This window comes from Pseudobacter ginsenosidimutans (assembly GCF_007970185.1).
Lineage (GTDB): Bacteria > Bacteroidota > Bacteroidia > Chitinophagales > Chitinophagaceae > Pseudobacter > Pseudobacter ginsenosidimutans.
In genome coordinates, this window is the sequence record NZ_CP042431.1 from 6,994,310 (window position 1) to 7,013,917 (window position 19,608).

At 45.1% G+C, this 19,608-nt stretch carries 13 protein-coding genes; 4 read left to right on the forward strand and 9 right to left on the reverse strand.

Annotated elements, in window-relative coordinates:
- The first annotated feature begins 4 nt into the window (after positions 1–4).
- From FSB84_RS27235 to FSB84_RS27245, 3 genes are read left to right on the forward strand one after another with little or no spacing between them, the layout of a single operon-like run.
- A complete protein-coding gene (locus FSB84_RS27235; protein ID WP_130544134.1) occupies positions 5–1,720 on the forward strand; it encodes an IlvD/Edd family dehydratase in 1,716 nt (571 codons plus the stop codon).
- Between the two features lie 44 nt (positions 1,721–1,764).
- Positions 1,765–2,598 carry a fumarylacetoacetate hydrolase family protein gene (locus tag FSB84_RS27240; protein ID WP_130544135.1) on the forward strand — a complete coding sequence of 278 codons (834 nt, stop codon included), beginning with the start codon at positions 1,765–1,767 and terminating at the stop codon, positions 2,596–2,598.
- 42 nt (positions 2,599–2,640) lie between these two features.
- Entirely contained in the window at positions 2,641–3,951 is a 1,311-nt protein-coding gene (locus tag FSB84_RS27245) for a gluconate:H+ symporter (protein ID WP_130544136.1), read from the forward strand.
- Positions 3,952–4,093: 142 nt separating this feature from the next.
- Here the strand turns inward: FSB84_RS27245 and FSB84_RS27250 are convergent, their stop codons facing one another.
- Positions 4,094–6,484 carry a glycoside hydrolase family 127 protein gene (locus FSB84_RS27250; RefSeq protein WP_130544137.1) on the reverse strand — a complete coding sequence of 797 codons (2,391 nt, stop codon included), beginning with the start codon at positions 6,482–6,484 and terminating at the stop codon, positions 4,094–4,096.
- A gap of 308 nt (positions 6,485–6,792) precedes the next feature.
- Between FSB84_RS27250 and FSB84_RS27255 the strand changes: the two genes are divergently transcribed.
- Positions 6,793–8,673, forward strand: coding sequence for a glycoside hydrolase family 97 protein (locus FSB84_RS27255; protein WP_225979901.1), 1,881 nt, complete (start codon positions 6,793–6,795; stop codon positions 8,671–8,673).
- Here FSB84_RS27255 and FSB84_RS27260 read toward each other — a convergent pair.
- From FSB84_RS27260 to FSB84_RS27295, 8 genes are all read right to left on the reverse strand, one after another.
- Complete coding sequence (locus FSB84_RS27260; protein WP_130544139.1) at positions 8,657–9,100, reverse strand: helix-turn-helix domain-containing protein; 444 nt, start codon at positions 9,098–9,100, stop codon at positions 8,657–8,659. The two genes, FSB84_RS27255 and FSB84_RS27260, sit on opposite strands and share 17 nt — an antisense overlap.
- A 167-nt stretch (positions 9,101–9,267) precedes the next feature.
- A complete protein-coding gene (locus tag FSB84_RS27265) occupies positions 9,268–10,638 on the reverse strand; it encodes a MutS-related protein (RefSeq protein WP_225979902.1) in 1,371 nt (456 codons plus the stop codon).
- On the reverse strand, positions 10,580–11,920 hold the full coding sequence (locus FSB84_RS27270; protein ID WP_130544141.1) for a MutS-related protein: 1,341 nt from the start codon (positions 11,918–11,920) through the stop codon (positions 10,580–10,582). Before FSB84_RS27270 ends, FSB84_RS27265 begins: the two co-directional genes overlap by 59 nt.
- 22 nt (positions 11,921–11,942) lie before the next feature.
- On the reverse strand, positions 11,943–14,249 hold the full coding sequence (locus FSB84_RS27275; protein ID WP_158644150.1) for a Gldg family protein: 2,307 nt from the start codon (positions 14,247–14,249) through the stop codon (positions 11,943–11,945).
- A gap of 80 nt (positions 14,250–14,329) precedes the next feature.
- Complete coding sequence (locus FSB84_RS27280; RefSeq protein ID WP_130544143.1) at positions 14,330–16,708, reverse strand: Gldg family protein; 2,379 nt, start codon at positions 16,706–16,708, stop codon at positions 14,330–14,332.
- 126 nt (positions 16,709–16,834) lie between these two features.
- On the reverse strand, positions 16,835–17,755 hold the full coding sequence (locus tag FSB84_RS27285) for an ABC transporter ATP-binding protein (protein WP_130544144.1): 921 nt from the start codon (positions 17,753–17,755) through the stop codon (positions 16,835–16,837).
- 114 nt (positions 17,756–17,869) lie between these two features.
- Complete coding sequence (locus FSB84_RS27290; protein WP_158644151.1) at positions 17,870–18,580, reverse strand: RNA polymerase sigma factor; 711 nt, start codon at positions 18,578–18,580, stop codon at positions 17,870–17,872.
- 41 nt (positions 18,581–18,621) lie between these two features.
- Positions 18,622–19,560, reverse strand: coding sequence for a hypothetical protein (locus FSB84_RS27295; RefSeq protein ID WP_130544146.1), 939 nt, complete (start codon positions 19,558–19,560; stop codon positions 18,622–18,624).
- Positions 19,561–19,608: the final 48 nt, after the last annotated feature.

A 19,608-nucleotide genomic window follows, 5' to 3' on the forward strand; every position in this document is an offset into this window, starting at 1 on the left:
TACGATGAGCAGAAAACTAAGAAGCCTCGATTGGTTTGGCAAAGATGATAAGATGGGATTCGTACACCGCTCATGGTTGCGTAACCAGGGATATCCGGATGACTATTTTCGTGGCCGCCCGGTAATTGGTATTTGTAATACATGGAGTGAACTGACCCCCTGCAATGGTCATCTCAGGGATTTCGCGGAAATAGTGAAGCGCGGTGTAATTGAAGCAGGCGGATTCCCGCTTGAATTTCCTGTTACTTCATTAGGTGAAACGATCATGAAACCCACCACCATGCTATTTCGCAATCTGGCGAGCATGGATACCGAAGAAAGCATCCGGGCCAATCCATTGGATGGCGTGGTATTGCTTACAGGTTGTGATAAAACAACCCCCAGTACAGTAATGGGAGCCTGTAGTGTTGATTTACCAACAATAGTGGTTCCCGGAGGCCCAATGCTGAATGGAAGGTTCAAAGGAGAATGCCTGGGATCGGGATCCTTTAACTGGATGGTGAAAGAAAAAAAACTGAATGAAAATTATACAGCAGAAGATATTTTGGAGGCAGAAACAGGAACCGCCAGGAGTCAGGGTCATTGCATGAGTATGGGAACTGCTTCCACCATGGCTTGTATGGTAGAAGCACTGGGGCTGACACTGCCAGGCGCTGCTACCATTCCAGCAGTGGATGCAAGAAAAAAAGTAATGGCACAGCTAAGTGGAAGAAGAATAGTAGAAATGGTGAAAGAGGATCTGAAGCTTTCGACTATCCTTACCCGTAAGGCATTTGAAAATTCAATCGTCATAAATGCGGCAATAGGCGGGTCAACCAATTTCCTTATTCATCTGCAGGCAATCGCAGGAAGAATTGGAGTAGAGTTGAAGCTGGAAGATTTTGACCATATTGGCAGTAAGATCCCATTGCTGGTCAATCTCAAACCATCCGGTGAATTTTTGATGGAAGATTTCTATTATGCCGGAGGGCTGCCTGTTGTAATAAATGAAATGAAAGAATATCTTCACAATGAGACCATAACCGTAAATGGAAAAACCATCGGTGAAAATTACAGCAAAACAGTTTGTTATAACCGGAATGTTATTGCTTCTGTTGATCACCCCCTGCAACACAATGCGGGGATTGCTGTATTGAAAGGAAATCTATGTGTGGATGGAGCTATCATCAAACCATCCGCCGCATCCAGGGAATTGATCAAACACCGTGGTCGTGCCGTGGTATTTGAATCCATGGAAGATTATCATGCCCGTATTGATGACCCCGATCTGGATATCGACGAAAATTGTGTCATTGTCTTAAAAACTGTCGGCCCGGTTGGTTATCCGGGTATGCCGGAAGTAGGCAATGTTGACTTGCCTGAAAAAATATTACGTAAAGGTATCAGGGATATGATCCGGATCTCCGACGGCAGAATGAGTGGCACTGCTGCCGGAACCGTGGTGCTGCACGTGTCGCCGGAGTCTGCTATCGGCGGAACATTGGCCTTCGTAAAGGATGGGGATATGATTGAACTCGATGTTGAGCAAAGAAAATTGCACCTTGACGTCAGCGATGAGGAATTACAGAAAAGAAAGGCAGCCTGGATACCGCCGGCGCCTATGGCAGCCCGGGGTTATGTAAAAATATATATTGATCATGTGCAGCAAGCCCACCTGGGCGCCGACCTGGATATCTTAAAAGGAGGATCTGGTGATACCGTGACAAGGGATTTGCATTAATGCCAGCCCGGATTCACCAGCGGCAATCATTTAAAAAACTAAAAATGAAACTATACAAAACGAAAAACGGGGTCATCATCGAGAATGACGAAAGCCTTTTCGAAGTTCAGGTTCAGGACTGGGATAATTTCATTAACGATGACAATCTTTTTAAAACAATTAATTCGCTGTTGAGCTCCGGCCATGGTACTAAAAAAGATTCCCTGGCCGGATCATTTATTGTGGCGCCTGTTGGCAAACAGGAACTGTGGGCTTGCGGCGTTACTTACCTGCGTAGCAAAGTGGGTCGGCAGGAAGAATCAAAATTGTCTGGCGGCGCAGATTTTTACGCGAAAGTGTATGAAGCCGAAAGGCCTGAAATTTTTTTCAAGGCTACAGCCAACCGCATTGTCGGGCCCGGTGAAAAAGTGAAAATCAGAAAAGATTCCAGCTGGGATGTGCCGGAGCCGGAACTGACACTGGTAGTTACCTCATCCGGAAAGATTATTGGCTACACAATTGGAAATGACATGAGCAGCAGAAGTATTGAAGGAGAAAACCCACTCTACCTGCCACAGGCAAAAACATATGATGCATGCGCAGCCATCGGCCCTTGCATTTATATTACCGAGGAACCACTGAACAGCGATACTATGATCAGGCTTGAAATCAACAGGAACAACACCAATGAATTCAGCGATAAGATTTCCATCAGCCAGATGAAACGCACACTGCAGGAGCTGGTGGGATATGTATTTCGTGAATGTTCATTTCCTTATGGTTGCTTAATTATGACCGGCACCGGCATTGTGCCAGGCAATGATTTCACATTAAGGTCCGGTGATGAGATCAAAATAACAATCGATAATATTGGGACGCTTGTAAATACAGTGAGCTGATGGTAAATTAGTCAACTATTATCCTGGAGCTAAAAGCACTATATGGAACTACTTGTTATCTTTTGTGCCATTTGCCTTCAAATCTTTCTAACTTATAAAAAAGTCAGTCCCTTCCTCTCCCTGCTTTTTGTGGCCATACTATCCGGTCTCTTTTTAGGTATGACGCCAATGATGATCATTGAATCGATGGAGAAAGGCGTTGGTAATACATTAGGCGGATTGGCCTTAATTATTTGTCTTGGTGCAATTTTGGGAAAGACACTGGAGATCAGCGGCGCCGCAGAACGAATATCAATAACACTTATCAGGGGTTTCGGTCAAAAGAACATTCAGTGGGCAGTTTTGCTCACTGGTTTTTTAATTGGACTTCCATTGTACTATAATGCAGGTTTTGTAATTCTGGTGCCATTGGTTTTTTCTATTGCGAAGAAAGCAAAACTGCCATTATTGTATGTTGCCATTCCGATGGCTGCATCCTTATCCACAACACATTGTTTTTTACCTCCCCACCCCAGTCCGGTATTCCTGGTTAGATCTTTTCACGCTGATATTGGAAAAACATTGATATACGGACTGATCATAACCATTCCTGTCGTCATTATTGCGGGCCCATTGCTGGGACGTTTCATGCAAAGGATAAAAGTGAATATCCAATCATTTTTTTTATCGGAGGAAAAGGGTTTGAACAGAAAATTACCGGCAACGTTTCCCAGCTTTTTGATTGGACTATTGCCTGTAATACTGATCACCACTGCTGTAATATCAGGGAGCTTTATGCCTGAAAATGCTCTGCGGACAATCCTTTTGTTTATTGGAGATCCCACAATAGCGCTTTTATTGACCTCATCTCTGGCAATCTGGTATTTTGGATTAAGGGCCGGTAAAACAATGGAAACAACCATGAAGTGGTTGAGCGATGCCATTTCCGGGATCTCAGTCATTTTACTGATCATTACTGCCGGAGGGATCTTTAAACAGGTACTGCAGGATAGTGGTACTGATCAATACATATCCTCTTTCAGTGAAAGATGGGATATGCCGCCGTTGATTTTCGGATGGGCCATTACTGCATTATTGAGAGTAGCAATAGGTTCTGCAACAGTTGCTGGTATTACGGCGGCGGGCGTGGTTACGCCGCTGGTAGCTGCCGGAGGAGTATCGCCAGAGCTCATGGTGCTGGCAGTGGGCTCTGGAAGCGTGTTTGGTTCACATATCAATGACTCAGGCTTTTGGATGTTCAAGGAATTTTTCCAGCTCTCACTCAAGCAAACTTTTTTATCGTGGACTGTGATGGAGACAACCATCTCGGTCATTGGATTGCTGGGAGTCCTGTTGCTGGATAAGATAGTTTAAGGAACCAATCGATCAATTGGCTGTGCTGGCTTTCAGGGATATGGTCCGCTTATTGGTTACATCCTCCGCTTTGAAGTCTACCCGCGGCTATCGGTGTCGGGCACCGTAAACTACCTCAGCTGTCAGAAACGAATAAAGAATCTTACCGTTTCAATAACCTTATATAATATATCCTGCCAGCAGTTGTACCCGGCAATGATTGAAATTTCACCCGTACATACTCCTTGTCTTTCACCATTCCGGCAGGGATAGGATACTCAATATCGAAGAATGCTGATTGATTCCATCTGTTTGTATTGTTTTCGATCACCAATCGCTGATCGTCGATCAATATCTCAAAGTTCCTGTTACCCCATTCACTACCCCAGTAACGGACCCTCAAAATCAACTCCTCTTCATTTTTTGTGCTCATCTGATAGCTGAAATATCCTCCATTGGAGGCCTCACGCCAGAAAGCATCCATCGTATTATCCGAACGGGAACCTTCCTGCAGGAGCTTATGATCGATTTCCGGTTGCTGTTCACCGGGAGCTATAAAGTCTATTGTACGTTTTTCCAGGACCATCCGCTCTTTTTCGAAAACTGCCAGTGAATCGAGATATCCCTTGTATTGTCCATTGCTCAACGCCATCCAGTAGATCATATACCGCGCATCGTGTATCCCATAAAAAGGTTCCAGTTCTATTTTTACAGGATTGATCGTTTTCAGATCCGGAAAAGTAAAATGCAGGGGCCGCCCTTTTACCGGTTGCAATTTGTGTATCACCTGATCAAATGTATCTGATACAAGGATCGGTGCTTTATCTACCGGTAATTTTTCACCTCCGGCAATATGCGCCCAACGTCCGTCATTGGCTATAAGGCCGTTCAGGTTTTCTGTTCCTGTTTTAGCTCCCAGTAATATGGGGCCATGCATTATGGCTATATAAGCGGGAACATTTGGCAGATGCTCAATGGAATTTTGCATGGGCAGGAAGACCTGAACAATATCGCCTTTTTTCCAGGTCCTGTCAATGGCTACATAAGAAGCAGGATGCTGATCATATTTTACATTTTTCCCGTTTACGAGTATTTTCAAGGAACCTTGCTTCATCCATCCCGGATAGCGGACCATCAATGTAAACCGGGACAAGCCCGAAGTGATCAATAGTTTGGTATGTTCTTCCTCCGGAAAATTCGTTTCCTGCCTGATCACGATCTTCTTTTCCTGCCAGTCAAGTTCCGAGGCTGCAAAAAGATTTACAAAAAGGGAATCCTGCCTGTGTGTATAAATAAGCCTGTTGTATTGTCCATGATTTTCCATGCCTGTGCCTACACAACACCACATCGCCTGATTGGGAGCGGAATACACCCTGTAATGCCTGGGACGAAGCGGTGTAAAATAAACATAGCCGCCGTGAGTGGGATGTTGTGTGGAGAGAATATGATTATACAATGTCCGTTCGTAATAATCCATATAGGTAGCCGAGGGCACTACGCGAAACAGGTCTTCGGTCAGTTTGAGCATATTGTTTGAATTGCAGGATTCCGGCCCTTCCACGTCGGTAACCATATCCATACAGGCTGCTTTTGCAGGAAAGAACTCCCGTCTGCTATTCCCACCGAATGCAACGCTTCGGTTATTGGTGACCGTTTCCCAAAAGAAACTGCCTGCTTTTTTGAAAGTACTGTCCTGGCATAATTCACTTATTCGTTGAAATCCAACTGCCTTTGGTACCTGGGTGTTGGCGTGTTTGTTATCCAGGTTGTCTATCCCTTTCGCCATTGGATCAAGCAGCATTCTATGCGAAAATCGTTTGGCTGCCACCAGGTATTTTTCCTTACCAGTCATTTGAAAGGCATCAGCCATCACTTCGTTCATTCCTCCATGTTCTGTATCCAGCATCGATTGCATTTGGGCTTCCGTCAATCCTGCAACGATATCGATGCCCCAATCGCAAAAGGAGAGGAATAATGCTTTGGCTTCCTGGTTGCCAGTGTATAGCCATACATCTCTAAGCCCGGCATAGAGCTTATGCAAATTGTACCATGGTACCCAGGCCGCCCTGTACGCCTTGAAGTTGCCCTGCCTGAACGCAGACCAGATGGTATCGCTATTGGGTACGCCACCCAAATAACCATTACCCCATGCCGGATAACGCCTGGCATTTTCCTGCTGGCATGCTTTCAGTTCCGCAATCATATAATCCATCCGCCTCTTACATTCTGTATTTTGCGTAGCAGCATAATGCATGGCAAGAGCCGATAAATAATGCCCTCCCACATGCCCATCCAATCCTTCCCAGTTAGGATAACCGGAAGCCCTGGCCGGCAAGCCCGCTTCTTTCCTGAATGGCGCCAGCAGCCTGTCTGCATCATATGCCAACAATACACGGATATTGAGGTCCCTGGCTCGTTTAAAAGCCCCCCCGAGCAACCGGACATCTTTTAACGGAAAACTATTATGATACAAGCTATCCTGTGCATGGGTTGCAGATCCCACCAGCATGGGCAAGACCAAAAAAAATATCTTCAAACTATTTCTGATATTCATCCTCTTCTATTAAATGGAGTTGGAGAAACCTGATCAAAAGCAATATAGGTTCACAAAGAATACTATGCTTACAAATGTCAAATTTTGAGACGACAGGAACAATCCAAATTCTATGAAACTCTATTAAGACTGTCATCCAATCCTGTACAAAATTTTCCTTTTGAGAATAATTGAGACATTTCAGCTATTGCAAAAAGTTCCAGTCAGCCAAATGAATGATGGAACAACTTATTTTTGATCCCATGCAACACAATTACTTGTATAGAACCCTGGTCTCTATCCGGCTTCGGTTAACCAGCATTGTAATTTTGCTGGCAACAATTGCATCCAATGCACAATCCTCCGGCATTTCCAGCCCCGATAATAAAATATCAGTCGTAGTTCAAACCTCCGATGGTAAAATAACCTGGCAGGTTTCTCATAACAACAGGTTAGTGATCCGTCCTTCACTGCTTGGTCTGGCTACCACTGAAGGACCTGCGGGTCCATGGCGGTTCGACAGCAGCTCAGCAGTGACGGCGGTTAGCGAAAACTATGAGTTGTTTACCGGTAAGAAAAGTCAGATATCATATAAGGCAAATAGAAGGACATTCTATTACAGCGATGCCTCAGGCAAACCACTTCACATCATTTATCAGGTATCCAATGACGGTATTGGATTCCGTTATTTTGTGCCTGCCCACGATACAGTACGGGTTTTCGATGAGCAGACAACTTTCAATTTCGATACTGCAACACGTGCATTCCTGCAGCCCATGCAGGCAGCCAAGACCGGCTTTGAAAGCACCAACCCCGCATATGAAGAAAATTACCGTCAAAATATTCCTGTAACCAGCGCATCACCAACGGGATGGGCCTACCCTGCTCTCTTCAAACAAAAGGAAGATATATGGATCTTGATTTCCGAAGCCGGGTTGGATGGGAAGTATTGCGCCACACGCCTTAAGAACGAGCAGCAGTCCCCTGCTTTCAAAATAGCATTCCCGGATCCCAGAGAAATCATGGAAATTGATGGATTACTGCCACGCTCTGCCGGATCCCTCTTCTCTCCCTGGCGCGTGATCACTATTGGCAGTCTTAAGAACATCATGGAGTCAACACTCGGAACAGATCTGTCGCCTGCATCTGTGCTTAGTGATCACCGGTTTGTTGAACCAGGAAAAGCATCCTGGAGCTGGATAATGTCAAAGGATGACTCGATCGTTTACTCCGAGCAAAAAAGATATATTGATTTTGCTGCCAACATGAAATGGAAATACTGCCTGATCGATGCCAACTGGGACAAGAATATCGGTTATGACCGTATCAGGGAACTTGCTGCTTACGCTGGTACAAAAAAAGTGGGACTGCTATTATGGTACAATTCTGCGGGTAGCTGGAATACAGTGAAGATGACACCCAAAGACAAATTATTGACTCCGCAAAGCAGGCGTGAAGAATTTACGCTTTTGAAGGGCATGGGAATTAAAGGTATAAAAGTTGATTTCTTCGGAGGTGATGGTCGTTCCGTGATCCAATACTACATAGATATTCTGAATGATGCTGCAGAAGCAGGACTGCTGGTGAATTTTCACGGCGCCACCCTGCCACGCGGATGGAGCCGGACCTACCCGCACTTGTTGACAACAGAGGCGGTCAAGGGGTTTGAAATGATCACCTTTAACCAACGCGACGCAGACAATGAGGCCAATCATGCCACCATGCTACCATATACCAGGAACGTTTTCGATCCAATGGACTTTACGCCTACCAATCTGTACAAGATCCAATCTCATGTTCAACGGAAAACCACTGGGGCATTCGAACTGGCAACGTCAATCATCTATTTGTCCGGTATTCAGCATATCGCAGAGTCGCCCGACGGTATGAGCCAGGTACCATTATTTGTAAAACAATGTATGCAGCAGCTACCTGACCGCTGGGATGAGGTCCGGTTCATGGAAGGCTATCCGGGTAAATACATCGTTATTGCACGGAGGGCCGGAAAGAAATGGTATATCGCCGGCATCAATGGAGAAAATGTTCCGCGAAAGGTGCAGATCGATCTCTCTGCTTTTAAATCGGGAAAAGCAACTTGCATCAAAGATGGCAGAACAAAATTGGATTTCACCGCCGAAACACTAAGCCCGGCTTCTCCTGCAACAGTGGAAATGCAAGCCGCGGGAGGTTTTGTTATTGCTCTGGAGTAGTCTCCAACGCCGGGGCGTATGATTGATTGGCCATTACTTCCATCCGCTGGTAAGTGGCAGGCGTTACTTTATATTGTTTCAGGAACATCTTTCCAAAACTGCTTTGAGAAGTAAATCCCAACATGCGCGCCACCTGAAAAGCCCTGTATCGTCCTTCGGCCAATAATTCGGCTGCTCTTTTCATCTTAGCCTCGTTGATCCATTCGCTGGGAGTGAGATCGGTTACGCTTTTCAATTTTCTGTAAAGCGTTGCACGGCTCATATGCATAAGCGCAGCCAATTGTTTGACGTCGATCTTCTTATAGTGGAACATAGAAGACCTGCATTCGTTCAGTTTCAGCAGCAGTTCCCGCTGTTCAGAACTGGCCATTATCCCCTGCCGCAATTTGCTGCGGGAGGGAGAAATGATCATTACATGAATACCCATGTGAAAAATCGTTTTGAGAGCCCCGCAGGGATTGTTCTTTACTAAAAGGTCCGGGCTCAAAACTAGTGGCTTCCCCACAGCAGGTATGCTTCATTTGTAGGAATTACTGTCAAAAATGTTATGTAAGGCTGGAAAATAAATGTAATTATGGGGTGACCAGCAGGTTCTTAATTCTCTTCATCCAGCAATTCCAGTATCCCTTCATTGTTAATGATGAGCATCCCTTGCCGGTCTTCCGTAATACCTTGCGCAAGTTTGTAGGGATAGCGGGGAATACTGCCTTCCATGATGGTAGGCATGAACACAAACTGGATGTTTTTCTTACCCTGTAATGCATCTCCTACTTCAATGATATGAGTGGATACGATGAAGAGGCAATTGCTGTAATCAGCAAAACCTTCTGTTACTGCCAGGGTGCCATCATAGGCATCCTTCACGTTGGTTCCTTTGAAGAGCTCATCAAACATAAGCAGCAGCCGCCTGCCACTGGCTGCAGCCACTGCTGCCTGTTTCACGCGCACTACTTCTGCATAAAAATGGCTATATCCTAAACCGATATTGTCGGCAACATTGATGCTGGAATACAAACCTTCCCTTACTGAGAACTCCATCGCACTGGCAGCTACCGGGAAACCCATATGAGCGAGGTAGAAGTTGATACCGATGGCCTTCATCAGAGTGGATTTACCGGCCATATTCGCGCCAGTTAAGAATAATACGTTGGAAGTGCCGTTCATGGTCAGGTCATTGCCGATGGCTTTGTCTACACAGGGATGGAACAGGTTCTTCGCTTCAAGTTTGTTCATCTCCGGCGTGAGTGCCGTGGCATAATGGAAGTTCCTGATGGCGGCTGTTTTGCCTACAGCAATGTTCACATCCAGCTCACTGATGAACTCCAGCACTTCTGCCAGTTTTTCTTTCAGGCGGCTTTTGAGCAGGTATTCATATCCGGCGAGGGTGTTCACTGAGAGTGCCTGGTAGATATCCACCATTCGTAACTGTTCCAGCTCCGGAATGACCAGAATGTTTTTGATAAAACGGAAGCGGTTCTGATACGGTCCTGGTTTGTCAGTCAGTGGTTCTACGAACTGGTAGCATTTGTTCAGGATCACGATGGTGGCCTGTAATCCCTGCATCATCTTTTTATACCGTTCATCGCGGGTGATACTCGCTAATATTTTTTTTATCAGCGTGGCTGCAAATACGAGTGCTTTGTTTTTGCTGGTCCCGGTATCCATGAACTCGCGCATCAGCGTCAGCTGCGAGGTATCAAACGGGAACACCAGTTGTGCCTGCTGGAAGAACTGGAATACGCTGCTGCGCTGATTAATGGCCACAGCATCCTGCAGGGGATTGCGGAACATATGATCGAGCAGCTGCTCGCCGCCACGGGTTTTGACCTGGCAGAATAATCCATATACAGAGCCCTGGCGAAACTTGCCAAGGATATTGAGTTCTTCTATCGTTTGTTTGTCGTTGTTAAACATGGTGCAGGGAAATTTGAGCGTTGGCGGAAGTGTTGCTTTCTTTTTTTCCATTTTCCAGAATATCGAGAATGCCTTCATTACGGATGATGATCATGCCATGGCGGTCATCAGTAATACCCTGTTCGAGGTGGTAGGTGTACCCGGGTACATGGCCATTCATTCGGGTGGGCAGGAACTGGAAATCTACATTGATGCTGTCTTTTAACTGTTCACCTGCTTCTACAATGTGGGAAGAAACGATGAACAGGCTGTTCTTCTTTCGGGTAAATCCTTTGATCACAGCCACGGTGGCTTCATGCGCATCTTTTACGTTTGTTCCGCGAAAGAGTTCATCGAAGAGAATAAAAAAGGAACCGCCTCCGCTGAGCTCCTGTGCCATTTTCTTCACGCGTAATACTTCCACATAAAAATGGCTGGCACCGATGCCGAGGTTATCCGGAAGGTTCACTGTGGTGTAGATCCCATCCAATACAGAGAACTCCATACTTGCCGCCGCCACGGGAAAACCCATGTGCGCGATGTAGAGTGCCGTGCTCAGTGATCGAAGGAAGGTGGATTTGCCAGCCATGTTAGCGCCGGTAAGGAACAGCACATTCTTGCCACCATTCATCTGCAGATCATTGGCCACCGGCTTTTTTAACGAGGGATGATAGACGCCTTTTACGTTCAACACGGCCTGTCCTTTTTCCAACGCCTTCGGAAAAATGAATTTCCGCTCAAGGGCTGTCATCGCAACAGACATATAAACATCGAGATGATAGATTGCTGTGAAGAGTTTCAGTATTTTCTCTCTTTCGGCTATGCGAAAGAGAGAGTCAAAAGCTGTGATGGCGCTATAGGACAGCCGGCTATTGTCTGATACTTTCAGCACAGGTTCAAATGCAGGATTGGAGATCAATTGAGCAATCGCTTCCCGTTCATTGGCATAACCAACAATGTTGATGATCTCGTGCCTGTCAATAAAGCTGGAAGTAGTATTGAAGATATCGATCACTGCGTGCACACCATTCTGTATTTCTTTTTCGCCCAGGGCTACCCGGTTGCCTTTAGCCTTCATCTCTTCTTCTGAATGACTCAGGTATTTTTCAGCTGTATCAAACAGCGCTCCTTCATAGGGGAACCGGACCTTTACCCGCGCAAAGTTTTCTATAATGCTGCTCCGCCGGTTAATAGCCTGCTTATCGGAAAGCGGGTTGCGGAACAGATCACTCAGCAGGGCTGCACCGCCTCTGGTGTTTGCATTATTGTAAAGATCGATGATGCCCTCTCCACTTTTTTTAGAAAAAATCCCCAGATCCCCGATGGTCTGTTCATCTGTTCTCAATAAGTTCATAACATGTATGTTTACCAGATTTCTATTTTCTTTTTCTTCTGATCAATAAGATGGTTCCTCCTAACAGGAGTGCGCCAGGTAGAATCCATATGAACAAAATCTTTTGTACATAGGCTCCCCTTTCGGATACAGTCAGCAAAATATCTACAGGAAGTATCCTTGTTAATGCTACAGGAAAATGATTATAGGTAAGCCAGCTATGGGCACCTTCGATAAAGTCAAGATTCGGCGCAATTCTTAGGTTGCTGATAAAATCTGCGCCTCCAAAAACAATGATCCGCTGTTCTTTTTTCCCAATACTTCTGGTTAGTTGTAACGATGTGGCAAAAGTTTCCCGCTGCATATCACCTGCCAGTGCATTGAAATCTGGCAAGGTAGAATCAATGATCAGTTCACCCGCTTTCAGCCAGGTCTTTTTGGGCACGGTGTACAACAAAAGATTAGCCGAAAAACTGCTACCCCCTATGGAATCAACACCTGTAGTGAAGGGCATTCCAACAGCATACAATCCTTCTGTTCTCCATGAAAGCGAATCAACAGCCGGGGCAGCAAGGGCAATCACTTTCTCGGGTGTTTCGTCATAGGAAGGTTGCACAATCTGTCCATTCAACAGTTGTACGCCCAGATGCTGCAGCAGTGGATTGAGCACATATTGCTTACCGGGTTTTCCGAGGATCATCATGTTACCGCCAGTGTCTATATACCTTTTTATTTTCGTCTGTACTCCGGTACTTACATCCATGATCGGATCAGCCAGTACAAGGGTGGCCATATCACCCGGAACATCCTGGGTGTTCAGGTTCAGGGTATCTATATCAAAACCCATATTCGCTAAAGATGACCTGATACTCTTATCTGTATGATCATAATATCCCCGGTCGCCTCTCTTGCGGATATCACGTTCCAAATTCCCTGTAAGGAAATAAATGGTTGAGATCTTATCCGGCTCCAGCAGCCGTTTCAATACCGATGCCATATTATCCCGGTCAGGCCAGCCCTCGGTATCATTCATGGTACGGGCAACTTCTGTTCGACCTTTATATTTCAATAACATCACCATCCGGTTGCCTTCCTTTTTCAGGTCCACTATCTTTCGGATTTCCTCCGGAGTTTTGAATTGACTGATATCCCACTCATGCCGTTCTGCCACTTTAAGCGCGATCTGACTTATGGTCTTGCCGGGATAAATATCAAACCAGGCACTGTCTGAAGTTTGCGGATCTATATCATAGAAGTATTCGTATTTGAATTTGATATCAGGCTTGAATCGGAGGTACTGATCCCAAAAATGTGTCAGGTAACTGGGGTTACGCTTCTCCGGCATGCCAAGAGCGAAGGTGGATGTTCTGCTCAGGATATTTACATACAGTGTTACTTCTAAACTGCTGTCTCCGATTGTCCTGAGCATCTGTTGTAATTCCGGGGGGATCGTATTGCCTTTGTTAGCTGTTGAATCCCAGTATTTCGTCAGCACAGGTCTTGCAGTTAAATAGCCGGTCAGCAATGCCACAACCACAACAAGTACGTAACGGCCGGTCTTGATATACCATGACCTTGATTCCCTCCCCGACTGCAGCCTGATGATGGTAAAGCTCACGAAGATGAATGTAATCAGGAGAAAGTAAAAGATATCCCTGGTAACCACTAAGCCAAAGATCATTTTCTGTGTTCTGTTCTGTAGAGAAAGGAACCAGGTGATATCCCTGATGAAATCGTATTGCTGCCAGAGCATCCCCACTCTGTCCAGCACAAATATGATCATAAAAGTGCTGATGGCTGAGATCACCGGATGAATAGAAATTGCTGACATGAACATCCCGATAGCTGAATAGGCACAGCACAATAAATAAAATCCAATCAGGCCTGAAATGAACAAACCATAATCTTCCTTCCGGATATCCATCACTCCCATTATCATCACAATGCCAACGATGGTCACCAACATCAGCAGATATAACATGATCCCCAGGTATTTTCCAAACACTATCTGTCGAAGGCCTGCAGGGGATGAATACAACAATTTGATAGTACCTGCATTCTTTTCACGGCTGATCAACCCCATGGTGAGCAAGGGAATAAAGAGATACAGGTAGGATACGGCGGTTTGATACACCCTACCGAACAGCATGCCGGTAACAGATCGCGGCAACCAAGTCCAATTCGGGTTGCTGTTTTTTACCATGATCTCCTGCACATTGGCCATATCATGCAGCTGATTGAAATAATCCAATGCGATCAGCACCCAAAACGCGAGCAACACAATCCAGGCTATGGGGGAGTAAAACAGGTAACGCATTTCATTTTTAGCTATTCTGATGATTAATCGCATCTGCGTTATATTTTTTTTGAAACAGTTAGATTTTAGTCGGAACATTTTGTGCAGGCTTTCCCGGCCTGGTGTCAAAACGTTTATCTTCTTTTCCTTCTTACCAGGATGACGATGCCCAAAAGCATCAGCAGTGATGGCATGATCCATAAATAGATCAGCCTTTCCAGTTTTACCCAGGATGGAGTCATTTTTAGCCAGTTGTCTTCAGCGAATGGGAATAAGGTGTAGGCTGGATAACGGTTGTAATTCAGCCAGCTGAATATGGCGCGAACGCGATCCTGTCTACCGTTTTGCCCAAGGCGCAAACCGCTCACAAAATCTGCATCGCCGGCAATAACAATGCGTTGCTCTTTTCCATTCCTTTTTCTGGTTAGTTGCAAGGCAGTGTTGTAAGCATTTTCTTTCTGGTCGCCTTCCTGTTCATTAAATACAGGCGGTACCGAATCCTGCACCAGCTTTCCCATCTTTAGCCAGGTTCTTTCCGGTATTGTAGGAAATAATGGGGTTGCTGTAAAGTCACTGTCTTTATTGTATGAAAGCCCGGTTGCACCAAACAACAAAGCGGCCTGTGTATCACTGGAAGGAATCTGGTGGCCGGTGAATTTCATCAACCTCCGGAATGCTGCAAGGTTGTACTCTTCTCCAAGATCATATACGGCGGGAGATTCATAATAAGGTACAGCATCGGGGGTTTGATGAAAAGAGGGACGAACCAGTTGACCCGGCATCAGGTTTACGCCTAATTTCTGTAACAGCGGGTTCAGCACATATTGTTTACCCGGCTCACCCAGTATGAACATATTCCCCCCTTCATCGATGTAGCTGTGCAGTTTGTTCACCACTTCCTCACTTAATTCCCGTTTGGGATCGGCCAGCACCAATATATTCATATCCGCTGGTACGTTCTCTGTAGCCAGGTTCAGGGTATCGATATCAAAACCCAAAGGACGCAAGCTGTTCAGCCAGCTATATTCGCGCTCGCCTGTTTTGACAATACTACGTTCCAGCTCACCGGTAATAAATCCTATATGCGGCATTTTTTCACCGGCCAGCCGTTTAAAAGCTGCGTTAAATGCAGGTTCGCTGGTTAACTGCACATTGGTAAATACGGAGCTTCCGGTAGAGCTGGGAAAGAAGTTGATAAAAACAGTGCTGTCTTTCCAGGAAATTTTGGAGCCTCTTACATAACCGAAAATTCCGGGGTCGATTATTTTCCGGACCTCTTCCGGTCCGATAAACAACGATGAGTCAATTTTCATGGCCCTTGAAACAAGCCCTGCAATTTGTTTCAGGGATTTTCCCGGAAAGGCCTTGTACTGCGAACTATCACCCGGAGGCACTGCATAATAATAAACGTGTTTGAATTGAATATCTGATTTAAACCTGCGGTACGGCTCCCACATGCCTAAATAAGTGTTGATGTTTGCAGGCAGACCAATAAAAGCAAAACGATCATTTGGTTCGGGTGTCAGCAGGTTTGTATAGAGCGTTACTTCCATGGGCGCCCCATCAAATAATTTCAGATTCTGTTGTGTTTTGGGATGCAGGGTATTGGTTTTTCCTGCAGATACATCCAGGTACCCTATGGCGTTTTGCCGTGATGAAATGTAACCGGCAGTAAGACTCAGCACAAAAACAGTAAGAAATCTCCCTGTTTTAAAATACCAGGGGGATTGCTTCACTTTGTCTTTCAATACAAACAAGGCAAAGGAAACAAACATCAAAATAATTACTAGAAAATAGATAATGTCTTTGGTAGTGATAAGGCCCTTCAGCATTCTGCCTGTTCGACTTTTCAAACTAAGAAACGAAGTAAGGTCCCTTACAAAATCATACTGCTGCCATAGGGTGTCGATACTACCCAGAATAATAAGGAAGGAGAAACTGATCACTGCCGCCACTATCGGATACCGGGTCAGACTGGAGGCGAAAAAACCAATGGCGGCATAAGCAGAAAGCAGCAGGAACACACCTAAACTTGCCGATAGCAACAACGGGTATTCAATAGACTTGATATCGAAGGCGGCCGTAATCATAAATGCCCCCAGCACCAGGATAAATAACAGGTTGAAAACAGTTACTCCCAGGAATTTGCCTGCCACCAGTTCTCGCATGCGCAATGGAGACGAGTACAACAATCTATGCGTACCTGCATTGAATTCCCGGCTGATAGTGTTCATCGTAAGCAATGGGATGAAGAGATAGAGGTATTGCAGCACATTTGCCAACATACCTCCGCCAGGATTTGTTATGAGCCCTTCTGTTAAAGCCCCCGGATTGAAGAAGGGAAGATATGGATACTCCAGCGCCGCATGGTACATCCGCGGACCAATGCGGGCCAAACGCATCGTATAGAATAACGCACACATCCACCAGAATACAATCAGTGTAAACCAGGCTACCGGTGTATAGAAGAGATTCCTTAATTCATTCTTTGCTATTGTAAGTATCCGTTTCATTCTTTGATCGGTTATTGGTTTCGATGCAACTCATTATTGAGAACAGAGCAAAAACCTGCCTTGTCAACTTTTGCAATAAAGCCGTTGACAGGTATTTATGAAAATGAATTGTTTGATGGGGGAATATTATCCTCCGGTATTCGACAATTGTTTGAATACTTCGTCGAGCACTCCTTTTTCTAGATTGATCTCTTTGAGGCCCCATCCACCGGCCACACTGGCAGCCACCAGCCTGGCGGTAATTTCATCTTCATTGCCTTCAAAAAAGACCCTGGCCTGCTTGTCTGAAAGGAAATTCACTTCCGTTACGCCGTTGACCTTGAGAATGTCCGCAGTTGCCGGAGGGTTGACCATTCGTATGATTACAGCATTTGATTGGGCATAGCTGTTGAATGCGTCCATAGAATCGGAAAAAACAATTCTGCCACCTTCAATCATGATCACTTCCCTGCAAAGCAGGTTTACTTCTGATAATACATGTGATGAAAAAAGAACGGTATGTTCTTCTGCGATTTCCCTGATGAGTTTTCTGGCCTCGATCATTTGGTTGGGGTCGAGTCCATTGGTGGGCTCATCCATCACTACCAGTTTGGGTTTATGAAGAATGGCCTGTGCAATGCCAACCCTTTGCCGGTATCCTCCTGAAAGGTTATTGATCAACCGGGAACTGAAATGAGCAATGCCACAACGCTCTTTCACTTCTGCAACCGCAGCTTTTATTTTTGTTTTATCCATTAATCTCAGCTCTGCGCAATACACCAGGTATTCATCGATGGTGAGATCGGTGTACAGCGGAGGGGTCTGCGGCAAAAAACCAATCTGCTTCTTTGCTTCCATCGGATGTTTTCTGACATCGATATCATTGATGAAAACATTTCCCTCAGTCTGGTTCAATGTTCCGCAAATGATGTTCATAGTAGTACTCTTGCCAGCGCCATTGGATCCCAGCAATCCGATAATCCCCGCTTCCGCAATTTCAATATTGATATCCCGGATGGCCCAGTTGCTGCTATACTTGTGAGACAGGTTTTCGGTTTTAAGTATCATGCTTTTTGTTGTAAATATTGAACAATACAATCCTGATCTGCGGGATGTTACCCATCAGTCATAAATAAGATCAAGACTTCTGTTGAAAAATATGCAGGGTCAGCTGCCAGTTGTTTACGCTATATCAGTAATCATAAAAAGCGCTGGTTTGTTAGTGTTATGCTGAGCGTATTTATTTTCGCCAGATGGCATCTTGTAAATTTCCTCTGTATTGTATATATCCTCCCAACCGCTTTTGGTATTACCTGTACCAAAACAAAAAATGTTAAACCCTGCAAAAAATAAAAAGACCCCAACGGCACTCAACTGTTCTTTGAAGAAACGTTGAGCCCTGGTGAGATGTACTTTAACGGTATTGTGAGAGATATTCAATGTGCTGGCAATTTCATCTCTGCTCATTCCTGCTTCACGGCTCAGCCAGAACACTTTTTTCTGCATTTGCGGAAGGCGGGTGAAAATATCTTTCAGCTGGTGCTGTTGTTCTTTTCTGAGCAAGCAGTTCTCTGCAGTGAATCCATCGGGGTCACTGAAACTGTTGAATTCATTCAGCAGCTTTCTTTTTCTGCTTTCTTTTTTCAGGTGTTTGTAGGCAGCATGTATGGCTACCCGGTAGAGCCACCCACCGGGGTTTTCATCAGTGATTGTTTGCCGCTTTGCCCACAATTTCAGGAAGGTGTCCTGCAATATATCAGCAGCGCTATGCCTGCATTTGATGATTGCAACTATATCTGCGAAGAGATATGGTGCGTATGTTTCAATCAGTTGATTGAACAATCGCTCATCGCCCTGGTCTTTTGAGTGTTGCGGGAAATACGGGCATATCATTTTCAATCTTTTTATTGTACGGTTAGGTTTTGCGCGGGGCATTAGTCTGAAATACTGAAACCAATTCCCTGTAAGATTTTCTTTGTCAACCTGAACTTTTTTATCATCGGCGGGTATGCAGCATACTCTGTTTCGAAATCGGCCGAGGGGTTCTTGTTATAATAGAACACAGCCTCCAGATATGCCAGAAAATCCATTTCCGGCGTAGGTGTAAGGCCTTCCAACAATACCAATTGGGGTACAAAACGCAGAGGCAGAAAGCTGAAGTCTTCCAGTGTTCCGTTACCATCCGGAGATAATGTTGACAGTTCCACGTTAAAAACAACAGGAGCAGCAGTAGTACTTTGACTAATCTTATTGAATTCGGCTGTCAATCCATTTGCATAGGCTGGCCTAAACTTCATGTAAGCAATGATCGCCAGCGCAGCTCCTATATATCTTCTTTGAGCGGAATCAGACAATTCTGCGGGATTTACATAATTTATCATTAGTGTATTAAACCCCAGAAAAGGTTTGTTGGCTCTACCGGTTAAGCCTGCGTATAATCTTTGCGTCGAGCTTTTTACCACAAACAGGCTTTGCAGGGTAAATACATTTTCCAGCTGTGGCAACAACTTATCCTTCAGGAAGGGCAGCATAGACAGCATCACTGTTTTATCGGGAAGCAATACCCTCGAAACGCTTACCTGCGTACCTAAAGGAGAATATCCTATCGCCAGCCTGTGGTATTTATAAAGTGGTACTCCGGCGGTATCGCCCACCTTTTCACGCGCAATGGTATCATTATAATAAACTGGAATGCCAGTAGCCTGGTAAAACTGGTATATGGCATGATCTACCGGGTCTGAAGGATTGTCTTTTATTGTAAGCTGATATTCCTCTTTATTGCCTGGTTGCAGCGCTGCTTCTTTTTTGCAGGCAATCAAGGTGAGCAACAACAGAAACATCAGGAAACCATTGGCATTTTTTATTGCAGTCATATAGTCATTTTTGGATTTGAAAGATGTATACCTGGTTATCCAAACTAT

Bases quoted from the DNA above. Each gene is read 5' to 3' on its own strand.
- FSB84_RS27270 (WP_130544141.1), bottom strand. From the start codon at position 11,920: ATGAACTTATTGAGAACAGATGAACAGACCATCGGGGATCTGGGGATT.
- FSB84_RS27235 (WP_130544134.1), top strand. From the start codon at position 5: ATGAGCAGAAAACTAAGAAGCCTCGATTGGTTTGGCAAAGATGATAAG.
- FSB84_RS27240 (WP_130544135.1), top strand. From the start codon at position 1,765: ATGAAACTATACAAAACGAAAAACGGGGTCATCATCGAGAATGACGAA.
- FSB84_RS27260 (WP_130544139.1), bottom strand. From the start codon at position 9,100: ATGGGTATTCATGTAATGATCATTTCTCCCTCCCGCAGCAAATTGCGG.
- FSB84_RS27285 (WP_130544144.1), bottom strand. From the start codon at position 17,755: ATGATACTTAAAACCGAAAACCTGTCTCACAAGTATAGCAGCAACTGG.
- FSB84_RS27245 (WP_130544136.1), top strand. From the start codon at position 2,641: ATGGAACTACTTGTTATCTTTTGTGCCATTTGCCTTCAAATCTTTCTA.
- FSB84_RS27290 (WP_158644151.1), bottom strand. From the start codon at position 18,580: ATGATATGCCCGTATTTCCCGCAACACTCAAAAGACCAGGGCGATGAG.
- FSB84_RS27265 (WP_225979902.1), bottom strand. From the start codon at position 10,638: ATGGAAAAAAAGAAAGCAACACTTCCGCCAACGCTCAAATTTCCCTGC.
- FSB84_RS27295 (WP_130544146.1), bottom strand. From the start codon at position 19,560: ATGACTGCAATAAAAAATGCCAATGGTTTCCTGATGTTTCTGTTGTTG.
- FSB84_RS27275 (WP_158644150.1), bottom strand. From the start codon at position 14,249: ATGCGATTAATCATCAGAATAGCTAAAAATGAAATGCGTTACCTGTTT.
- FSB84_RS27250 (WP_130544137.1), bottom strand. From the start codon at position 6,484: ATGAATATCAGAAATAGTTTGAAGATATTTTTTTTGGTCTTGCCCATG.
- FSB84_RS27280 (WP_130544143.1), bottom strand. From the start codon at position 16,708: ATGAAACGGATACTTACAATAGCAAAGAATGAATTAAGGAATCTCTTC.